We start from the raw sequence: 10,194 nt of genomic DNA on the forward strand, positions 1-10,194 counted from the left end.
TCGAAGTGTCACAGGCAGTGCTCTTCCTCGCGTCGGACGAGTCGTCCTTCGTGCATGGCGCAGAGCTGGTGGTCGATGGCGGCTACACCGCCAACTGACGCAGGCACGGTCGACGAGTTGATCTTGCTGCCGGGCTGCGCATCTAGCCTGGACTTCATGATCGACTTGTCAAACGCTCGTGCTTAGCAGCTTCGACTTCCTATCTTCAATCAAGAGGCATTCTATGCGTTGTTATTGCGTCACACACCACGGCCAGCCGCTAAAGCTGACAGACAAACCGATCCCGCAACCGCAGGGCACCGAGGTGCTGTTGCGGGTGAAAGCCGCCGGTTTGTGTCACACCGACCTTCACCTGTGGGAAGGTTTTTACGATCTGGGCGCTGGCAAGCGCCTGATGCTGGCCGATCGCGGAATCAAGCCGCCTATGACCCTCAGCCACGAAATATGTGGTGAAGTCATCTCTGCTGGCAGCGAGGCGGGACAGCTGAAGGTTGGTATGCGCAGCCTTGTACACCCGTGGATTGGCTGTGGCGAATGCGCAGCCTGCCAGCGCGGCGAAGAAAACATCTGCATCAAGCCGCAGGCGTTAGGCGTGGTGCGGGCGGGCGGATTTGCCGAGTACGTCATTGTGCCGCACCCACGCTACCTGGTGGATATCGAGGGACTCGACGACGCTGAAGCCGCACCGCTGGCTTGCGCCGGCGTTACGACTTTCAGCGCCATCTCAAAGTTTGGTAACCGTATTCATGAAGGCCCAGTGGTCATCATTGGTGCCGGCGGCCTGGGCCTGATGGCCATTGAGGTACTCAAGGCAATGGGTGCCCATGGCGCTATCGTGGTCGATATCGACGCGAGCAAGCGCGAGGCAGCGCTCGCTGCTGGTGCGTTAGCGGTCATCGACGGCAAAGCCACTGATGCAGCACAACAGATCATGCAAGCCACCGACGGTGGCGCACGTGCAGTCCTCGACCTGGTGGGCGCCACGCCAACGGTAACCCTGGCCATCGCAAGCTGTGCGCGTGGTGGGCACATCGTCATCTGCGGCCTGATGGGGGGCGACATCACCCTGTCGCTGCCAGTGATCCCTATGCGCCCGCTGACCATTGAAGGCAGCTATGTCGGCTCGCTGGCCGAGTTGCACGAGTTGGTGAAGTTGGTCAAGCGTACAGGAATGTCTGCCATTCCCGTGACGCGCCGTCCTATGTCCGAAATCAACTCCGCCATGCAGGACCTGCAGAACGGCAAGGTGATCGGCCGTACGGTCCTCATTCCCTGAAATTTCAAAGGTCCCTCTATGTATACCGAGCTTAGTCTTTATATTGATGGTCAGTTCCTTCAAGGCGGAGGACGTCGTGAACACGACGTGCTCAACCCTGCCACGAACCTTCCGGTCGGCAAACTGCCCCATGCAACGCACGCGGATCTGGATTTGGCGTTGTCGACCGCGCAGCGCGCGTTTGAGTCCTGGCGCAAGAGTTCGCCGCTGCAGCGCAGCCAGATCTTGCGCAAGGTGGGCGAGTTGATGCGTGAGCGTGCACAGGCCATCGGTCGCAACATCACGCTGGAACAAGGCAAACCCTTGGCCGAGGCCGTAGGTGAAGTGACCGTCTGCGCCGAACATGCCGACTGGCATGCCGAGGAGTGCCGTCGTATCTACGGTCGGATCATCCCGGCACGCAACAGTCAGGTGCAACAGACAGTCTTGCATGAACCAATCGGCGTGTGCGTGGCGTTCTCTCCGTGGAACTTCCCTTTCAGTCAAGCCTTCCGCAAGGTGGCGGCGGCAGTGGGCGCGGGGTGTTCAGTCATTCTCAAGGGCTCCAGTGACACACCCAGTGCGGTGGTTGCCATCGCTCAACTGTTCCATGATGCCGGTTTACCGCCTGGCGTGTTGAACCTGGTCTCGGGGGACTCAGGAATGATCTCGGACCACCTGATCAAGTCACCGATCGTGCGTAAGATCTCGTTCACAGGCTCGACCCCCGTGGGCCAGCATCTGGCCGCACTGGCGGGTTCTTTGATGAAACGCTGCACTATGGAACTGGGTGGCCACGCGCCGGTGATCGTGTGCAATGATGCCGATATTGACAGCGCTGCGGAAACAATGGCTGGTTTCAAGTTCCGCAACGCGGGGCAGGTCTGTATTTCCCCCACACGCTTTTTTGTTCAAGAAGGGGCCTATGACCGCTTCGTCGAGTGCTTCGTGGCCAAAGCCCAGTCCTTGAAGGTGGGCGATGGCCTGGAGGCTCGCACCCAGATGGGGCCATTAGCGCAACATCGTCGCGTAACCGCCATGGAAAGGTTTGTTGAGGATGCGCGGCAACGGGGGGCGAGCATCCTGACAGGTGGAAGTGCGTTACCGGGAGACGGCAACTTCTTTGCACCCACCGTAATGACCGATTTGCCGGAAGATTCCCGCTTCATGAACGACGAGCCGTTTGGACCGCTGGCCGGTATCGTGCGTTTCAAAACAGTGGAGGAGGCCTTGCAGCGCGCTAATCGCTTGCCGTTTGGCCTGGCATCCTACGCCTTCACAACGTCCAGTAAGAACGCGAATACCATCTCCCGCGGGCTTGAGGCAGGTATGGTGTCGATCAACCATCTGGGGCTCGCTGTCGCGGAGACGCCATTCGGCGGCATCAAGGACAGTGGCTACGGCAGTGAGGGCGGTAGCGAAACCTTCGATGGCTACCTCACGACCAAATTCGTGACCCAACTCAATTAACTGACTTGAGTGTGCAGTGGCCAACGAACAGGTTCTTACCACACTGACCGAGCCCGATGTCGGATCTGATGCAGCCACGCTCAGTAATCGCGCCGTGAAAGACGGCGACGATTACTGTGGCAACAAGCGCATGTATCAGCGCAGACCTATGGCATATCAACGGATACAAGGTTGAGCGCTTTTATCGCGACGTGCGCCTGTATGAAGGTACCGTCCATACCCAGCAACTGATCATTGGCAAGCACTTAATGCGTCAGATCTAAGGAAACTGAAAAAGACTTCCTGATTTTGGCAAAATAGCCGGACACCACCCGCCGAATTTTCCGATGAAGCAGATCTCCTTCGCCGATGCTGAGTATGCCGGCAAGCGTAAACAAACCCGACGTGAGCGTTTTCTGATCGAGATGGATCGGGTGGTGCCGTGGAAGGGCTTGATTGCCTTGATCGAACCGCATTACCCGAAGGGTGAAGGCGGCCGGCCGTCATACCCGTTGATGGCCATCTTGCGTGTGCACCTGATGCAGAACTGGTTCGGCTACAGCGATCCGGCGATGGAAGAGTCGCTCTACGAGACCACAATTTTGCGCCAGTTTGCTGGGCTGGGACTGGAGCGCATCCCGGATGAAACCACCATCCTCAATTTTCGTCGGTTGCTGGAGAAGCACGACCTGGCGGTGGGGATTCTGGGCGTTATCAATGACTACCTCGGCAACCGCGGGCTACTGCTGCGTCAAGGCACCATCGTCGATGCCACGATTATCCATGCGCCCAGTTCGACCAAGAATAAGGAAGGTAAGCGCGATCCTGAGATGCACCAAACCAAGAAAGGTAACCAGTACTTTTTTGGCATGAAGGCGCACATTGGTGTGGATGCCGATTCGGGCCTGGTGCACAGCGTGGTGGGTACCGCCGCCAATGTGGCCGACGTGACTCAGGTCGACCCATTACTGCATGGTGAGGAAACCCATGTTGCCGGAGATGCTGGCTACACCGGTGTCCACAAGCGCCCCGAACATGAAAGTCGAAAAGTGATCTGGTCGATTTCCGCCCGGCCCAGTTCGCACAAAAAGCACGGCAAAAAAAGCCTGATTGGCGAATGAAGCGCAAGATCGAATACGCCAAGTCGCAGGTGCGCGCTAAGGTCGAGCATCCGTTCCGTGTGATCAAGCGCCAGTTTGGATACACCAAGGTGCGGTTTCGCGGCTTGGTGAAAAACACAGCCCAGCAGGTCACGCTGTTTGCGCTGTCGAACCTGTGGATGGTGCGCAAACAGTTAATGATCATGGGAGAGGTGCGCCCGTGATGCAGGGAATCAACCCTGCGAAGCGCCTCACAAGGGCGAAACCCTGTATTTGAAGGTGAAAAATGACCTGATTTTCGATTGAGACGCTGTTTTTTCAAATCATTGAGAAAATCAGCTCGGAAAACGGGACTACTTCAGACCTTCCCTAAGGCGCGATACTTCAGGCCAGCCTTGGGTGCTACCCTGGAGCATCACGCGGATAAAAAACCAAACGGCCTGAATCAAGGATCCGGAGTTCATGGAGCCATTTCAAATGGTGCGGCCCACGCGCCCCGCACCATTCAGAAGAACTTTGCAAGCCGGAAAGTCAGTGTTGCATCGCGCTTGAACGTATTCTCTGCATCCACATCATGCCCGATCTCCATCAAAAACTGCGTTGTTGGGCTGAGCATTTGAGACCATTCCGCCCGGATCGTGGTTGATTTCACATCCGAGCCATCGACGCCTTTGACCGACTCCTCCCCGCCCCGGGTTGTCGTGAATCCCAGTGAGAACATGGTCTTGGCACTCGCCTCATAGTTGAGCCAGCCAAGCATGGTAAAGCTTGGATCCTTTTCCAGATCCGCCCCGCCAGGGCCATCGTTGTTGTCACCATAGAAAGTAACGTCCCCCACAAGATCGACCGACCATTGAGGCGCGATCTTGAACAGGTAGCCTGGCTGAATGGAGAGAGACCATCGGTTGGAACCCAAGCCCGGTTCGGAGGCAGAATAGTTGCCAGTCGGCAGGGTGAGATAGGTGGCAATGGCAAAGTAGCGTTCATGTTCGGGATCGTTCAGCGGCCAGAGCGTACCGACCAGCGTAACATCCCCGATGGAGAAGTCTTTGGTGTCGATATCGCTACCTCCGACTCGCATATTGTTCAGGCTTCCGAAGGGTTGCAACACGTTCACATCGGCACGCATTCCGGCAATGTCGAAATAGTAAACGTAGCGAAGCAGGCCCACATTCGTGTCGAGGCTCGAGTCATCCACTTTATGGCCATGGCCATCGATATAGGTATCTGAAGTGCTGCCAAGATAATACAATAGGCCAATCTGCGTTCCCGCCGGCGCGGGCACGAAGTCATGCACCTGCGAGTCCTGCCCCTGCCCATACACGATGGTCCCCGACATCAGACACTGGACAGCAGTTGTGGCAAGTGTAAAATGCCGAACCTTTCTTCCGAGCCCTAGCTTCATCATTTTTCTTCCCCTTGATGCCTAATTATTTTTATTTTTCCCGCAGCGCCCAGCCAGTTGTCCGAAGCAGAATGCGGTTTCCGACTGTCCCGATAGTTGGCTGCCGACAGGCATGCTGCCAGAAGTCCTCAGGTTCTCAGGGTTGTGAACGGTCAGTTGGCGGTGTAGCCGCCATCGACCACCAGCTCTGCGCCATGCACGAAGGACGACTCGTCCGACGCGAGGAAGAGCACTGCCTGTGACACTTCGATTGGCTGAGCCGGACGCTTGAGCAGGGTTGGTCCGAGCAGGGCCGGGCGGATGACGGAGTCAGCCAGCAGATCCCGCGTCATTTGTGTCTCAATTACGCCTGGATGCACCGAGTTGACACGGATGTTGAAGGGGGCCAGATCCACCGCGCACGACTTGGTAAACATGCGTACAGCTCCCTTCGATGCTTGATAGGCGCTGGCACCGGGGGCGCCGACCAAACCATAGATGGACGATACGTTAACGATATTGCCTTTGCCTGCTTTCTTCATGAATGGAATGACCGTCCGCGTGCCAATGAAGACACTACGCGCGTTAACATCGAAGGTGCGGTCCCAGTCCTCATTGGTCGTGTCTTGCACAGGCTTCAGAATAAGGATACCGGCGTTGTTGATCAGCACGTCGATGCGACCTGCACGTTCGATAACCTGACCCACCGCTGCATGCCAGTCAGCCTCGTTTGTTACATCCAGTTTCAGGAAGTCGGCCTTGCCGCCGCTCTTGCGGATACCAGCCACCGTGGTCTGGCCCAATTCCACATTCATGTCTGCCACAAACACCCATGCACCGTGCGAAGCGAGCAGTTCGCTGTGCGATTGCCCCATGCCCATTGCGCCGCCGGTAACGATAATAACTTTGTCTTGTACGCGATTCATGTTGCCCCCCCTTAGTTTTCAAGTGATTTTTTACTGAAACTGGAAGCCTTGATAACCTTGATTTCGGACTTCGGTGAGCTGCTGCCGATAGGCACCGAGTCCGGCCAGGTAGAAGTACACGGTGTTGGTTTTGCCTGGGATATTGGCGCCGAAAATCCATGACTCTGCTTTCGGGAAAAGCGTCATGTTCGCTATGTCCTGGCAGGTCTTGGTCCAGCAGGCCTCGGCCTCGGGCGTAGGCTCTACCGTCTTGAGGTTCTTGGCATTGGTTTCCTGAATCAGGTCGCTGATCCACTCGACCTGGGTCTCGATTGAAGGCGGCAAGTTGGTGAAGGGGCCGTTGGGGCCTAGTACCATGAACATGTTGGGGTAATTCACGTTCGCAACACCTAGGTAGCTGGTCGGGCCGGCCTTCCAGTGGTCCTGGATGGTCAGGCCTTTACGGCCTCGGATGTCGATCTTAGTGTAGTTGCCGTCCACCGCGTCGAAGCCAGTGGCGAAGATGAGCATGTCCAACTCGTGTTCGACCCTATCTGCGGTTTTCACGCCGGTGGGGTTTATCTCCGTGATCGGATTGGCCTTGACATCGACCAGACTCACGTTTGGCCGATTGAATATTGCGTAGTAACCGCTGTCGCACAGTGGGCGCTTGGCATAAAGATCGTGCGGAGTAAGCTTGCCGGCGGTTTCCGGATCCTTGACGATTTCGGCGATCTTGGCGCGGATGAAATCCTGCGCGGCCTTGTTGGCCTGTTCGTCCGTGGCGATGTCGCAGAACGTCTCGAACATGAAACGGAAGCCGCCACCGTTTTCCCAGGCTTTCTGGAATACTGCCTGGCGCGCCTCATCAGAAAGACTCATCGCCGACACGGTACTTTCCTCGAAGCCGAAGGCGACCACAGAGTTCTTTACCTGCTCCCAGATTTTTTCGTAGTTCTTCTTGATGTTGTCGACATATTCCTGGCTGACTGGGCCATTACCGACAGGCACGCTGTATTGCGGTGAGCGCTGGAACACCGTGAGATGCTCGACCAGTGGCGCAATGGCAGTGATCACCTGGGTACCGGTTGAGCCCGTACCAATCACGCCTACACGCTTGCCCTCGAATTGAACTCCCTGAGGCCAGCTACCTGTGTGGTGCCACTCTCCCTGGAAGGTCTCGAGGCCCTTGATTTTTGGAATATTGGTGGCAGAGAGAAGGCCAAGTGCAGTCACGATAAACTTGGCGGTGTACGACTCGCCGGTGTCGGTGCCCATCTCCCAGAGGTTTGTAGCTTCGTTGAAATGCGCTTGCGTGATCCCTGTATTGAATTGGATATCCGGGCGCAGTTCGTGGCGATCCGCCACCGTTTCGAGGTACTTGAGAACTTGCGGTTGGGTGATGTATCGCGTGGTGATTTCCATCTCCTGCAATAGCTCTTTATCCCACGAGTAGCAGTAAACGCAGGTTTCGGTGTCTGAGAGGGCGCCCGGATAGCGGTTCCAGTACCACGTGCCGCCCACACCACCAGCCTTGTCGAAGACGCGGACCTTGAGGCCCTGCTCGTCGCGCAGTTTTTTCAGCATATACAGGCCGCCAAAACCTGCGCCAACGACGATGGCGTCGAAATTTTTTGTTGTTATCACAGCGTGTCTCCTTATTACGGCCAAAGCTTCGCCTTGCGGAAGCGTGGGCCCGCATTAATTGGTTGGAATGATGAAACCCCGGATAGTCAAATCCGGGAACAGCAAGCGGCTATCCCGTCACGCGGACTTGAACCATTTAGCGATACGGCTGAGTTCGGCATCGGCCTCGCGGGCACGCCCAGCCAAGATCGGGAATACGTGCTGCATGCCGTCCACCACAGAAAGGGTCACGTCCCCGCCGGCGGCCTTGGATATCTGTGCCAGGTCAGTGGCGTTATCGAGCAGCGTCTCTAGCGACCCGACGGCGACATACAGGCGCGGAAAGCCCCGGTAGTCGGCCTTAAGTGGATTAGTAAGCGGATTGGTACGAGACACAGTCTCGCCGAGGAACATGCCCGACATACCCTGCAGAACAGCTTTACTCACCAGCGCATCAGTTGCGTGGTTGGCCTCAAGGGTCTTGCCAATATGCTCCATGTCGAGCCACGGGGAGAGCGCGATTACGGAACCCGGCAAAGCAATGCCGTCGTCGCGCAATTTGAGCACTGTTGCGATGGCTAGGTTGCCGCCAGCCGAGTCACCGCTTGTCGTAATGTTTTGTGCCTGATAGCCGCGAGCGAGAAGCTCGTGGTACACCGCAGTCGCATCCTCCAGTTGTGCGGGGAAGGGATACTCGGGCGCCCGACGGTAGTCGATGATGACCGCTGTGACACCCAATTGCTTTGCAAGATGTCCTGCAAGCTTGCGATGGCTAGCGGCTGATCCCACCGCGAAGCCGCCCCCATGGGTGTACAATATTACTTTGGAGGAGTCGGCTCCCACCGGAAGCGCCCAGATGGACTCGACTCCAGCGACAACATCTGATTTGTAGGTCACGCCCTCGGGTTCCAAGGTAGGTTGGTGCCATTCGTCAAACAGACTGCGTAAGTCAGCAATTGTCAAATTGGGATTGGCTGCGATACGGTCGGTCCAGGACTGGTAGAGTGCGCGCAGGAAGTCTGCTTCGGATGAAGTATTCATGGTAATTGTCTCTATTATTATTGTTAATATTGAACAGCTACCTTGTATTCTGATGACTGAAGTGATGGAGATATTGAACGTTTCTTACATATTTTTTGGATGGAATTGCTAATCATAGAGCTGTCTACCGCTCGCCAAACCCTGGCTTGGTTGTACAAAAGTAACCAGCCTGCTCGATTGTCCCGCTAAAACGAGGAAAGCCCTACACGTGTAAAGCTGCAGGGCTCTTCGGTCAAGCTGACCATTTTAGTTTGGGCGGTTGCAGGAGCTGAGTGCAACACGGTCATTGAATTGAAGCTGGAGCATCATGCCGCATAGCCATGGCCTTCTGCATCACCTCACCCATAACTTCGATGGGGCACTTGAAGTCGAAGCGCTTACGCGGTCGCATGTTCAGTTGCAGTGCGATGGCATTCAATTCCTCCTGGCTGTATACCGGCAGATTCGTGCCCTTGGGTAGGTACTGACGGATCAGACCGTTGATGTTTTCGTTGCTACCTCGCTGCCAAGGGCTGTGCGGGTCGCAAAAGTAGATCGCTATGCCGGTTTTCTGGGGGATCTCGGCGTGTCGCGCCATCTCCCGGCCCTGGTCGTAGGTCATGCTCTTGCGCATTGCCAGCGGCATGCGGTTGAGCGCTGCACTGAAGCCCTCCATCGCCGATGGTTGCCGTCGCATCATTCATCTTCACCAGCATCAGGTAACCACTGGTGCGCTCCACCAACGTGCCTACGGACGAGGCGTTAGCCTTACCCTTGATCAGGTCGCCTTCCCAGTGCCCCGGCATCAGCCGGTCTTCGATCTCCGGCGGACGCACATGAATGCTGACCATCTGTAAGCGTCCGAGCTACACCGCCTTGCAACTCAAACCTTAATCCGTTTAAACCACTGGTTCACGCGCTCGCACTCAAATGTCGCTGGATCAAAAACATCGCCATGCCATTCAACCAGGGCGTCATGCTCTGGATGATCGGGGTTGCCCATCGCCTCCAGAAACTCCTCGTAACCAGGCCCGCCACCCACGTCTTCCGGTGGGCAAGCATTGGCGCCGTCGATGCAGTACGGCACCTGAGGACAGGCAATAGCGGGTAGCGCTTTTTCGACCTTGATACTGTGATGCTAACTGTCACCAAAGTCGTAGATATAATTAAATGTCCGCTTTCCGTTCAGCGCCTTGATCAGCGTTTTACGGGCTTCCGGGTTCACCGTCGGCCCCCAACCATCAGGGTCGGGCATGCCGTAATTCTCACCAGCAATTTCAAACTCATGCAGATGGCTATCACTCCAGCCCATCACGACCTGGATGACATGGTGCAGCTTGCCCATGGTGATGTTTTCAGGCACCGCGAACCGACGCCAAATCTTCGAAGTGATCCACTTCGGCTCGATGTGCAGCAGTAACAGGTCGGGGGCGGGTTTGGGTAAACGGACAGTTT

At 56.3% G+C, this 10,194-nt stretch carries 7 protein-coding genes and 3 pseudogenes; 4 read left to right on the plus strand and 6 right to left on the minus strand.

Translation table 11 applies throughout. From position 1 onward, the window contains the following. The first annotated feature begins 5 nt into the window (after nt 1–5). The 4 genes and pseudogenes from GIW04_RS22530 to GIW04_RS22545 all read left to right on the plus strand — a co-directional run bounded on the left by GIW04_RS22530 (nt 6) and on the right by GIW04_RS22545 (nt 4,028). Nucleotides 6–98, plus strand: coding sequence for an SDR family oxidoreductase (locus GIW04_RS22530; protein ID WP_413469153.1), 93 nt, complete (start codon nt 6–8; stop codon nt 96–98). 125 nt (nt 99–223) lie between these two features. Beyond that, on the plus strand, nt 224–1,276 hold the full coding sequence (locus GIW04_RS22535) for an alcohol dehydrogenase (RefSeq protein WP_057006134.1): 1,053 nt from the start codon (nt 224–226) through the stop codon (nt 1,274–1,276). Nucleotides 1,277–1,294: 18 nt separating this feature from the next. Then, complete coding sequence (locus tag GIW04_RS22540) at nt 1,295–2,725, plus strand: NAD-dependent succinate-semialdehyde dehydrogenase (RefSeq protein WP_057006135.1); 1,431 nt, start codon at nt 1,295–1,297, stop codon at nt 2,723–2,725. Between the two features lie 326 nt (nt 2,726–3,051). Then, nucleotides 3,052–4,028, plus strand: a pseudogene (locus tag GIW04_RS22545) (IS5 family transposase). A gap of 281 nt (nt 4,029–4,309) precedes the next feature. Here the strand turns inward: GIW04_RS22545 and GIW04_RS22550 are convergent. The 6 genes and pseudogenes from GIW04_RS22550 to GIW04_RS22575 form a co-directional block, all read right to left on the minus strand. Next, nucleotides 4,310–5,143, minus strand: a complete 834-nt coding sequence (locus GIW04_RS22550) for a transporter (RefSeq protein WP_236270775.1) — start codon at nt 5,141–5,143, stop codon at nt 4,310–4,312. A 218-nt stretch (nt 5,144–5,361) separates the two neighbouring features. Beyond that, nucleotides 5,362–6,114, minus strand: coding sequence for a glucose 1-dehydrogenase (locus GIW04_RS22555; RefSeq protein ID WP_057006140.1), 753 nt, complete (start codon nt 6,112–6,114; stop codon nt 5,362–5,364). Nucleotides 6,115–6,144: 30 nt separating this feature from the next. Then, on the minus strand, nt 6,145–7,740 hold the full coding sequence (locus GIW04_RS22560; protein WP_057006141.1) for a flavin-containing monooxygenase: 1,596 nt from the start codon (nt 7,738–7,740) through the stop codon (nt 6,145–6,147). 117 nt (nt 7,741–7,857) lie between these two features. After that, the gene (locus GIW04_RS22565; protein WP_082643931.1) at nt 7,858–8,760 is read right to left on the minus strand and encodes an alpha/beta hydrolase; all 903 of its coding nucleotides are present in this window, start codon (nt 8,758–8,760) and stop codon (nt 7,858–7,860) included. A gap of 283 nt (nt 8,761–9,043) precedes the next feature. Further along, a pseudogene (locus GIW04_RS22570) lies at nt 9,044–9,593 on the minus strand (IS30 family transposase); the annotation flags it as partial. A 29-nt stretch (nt 9,594–9,622) separates the two neighbouring features. Further along, nucleotides 9,623–10,162, minus strand: a pseudogene (locus GIW04_RS22575) (plasmid pRiA4b ORF-3 family protein). Nucleotides 10,163–10,194 lie beyond the last annotated feature (32 nt).

Origin of the sequence: Pseudomonas sp. PA-4-8C (assembly GCF_021606625.1) — a bacterium.
GTDB classification, from domain to species: Bacteria; Pseudomonadota; Gammaproteobacteria; order Pseudomonadales; family Pseudomonadaceae; genus Aquipseudomonas; species Aquipseudomonas lactis.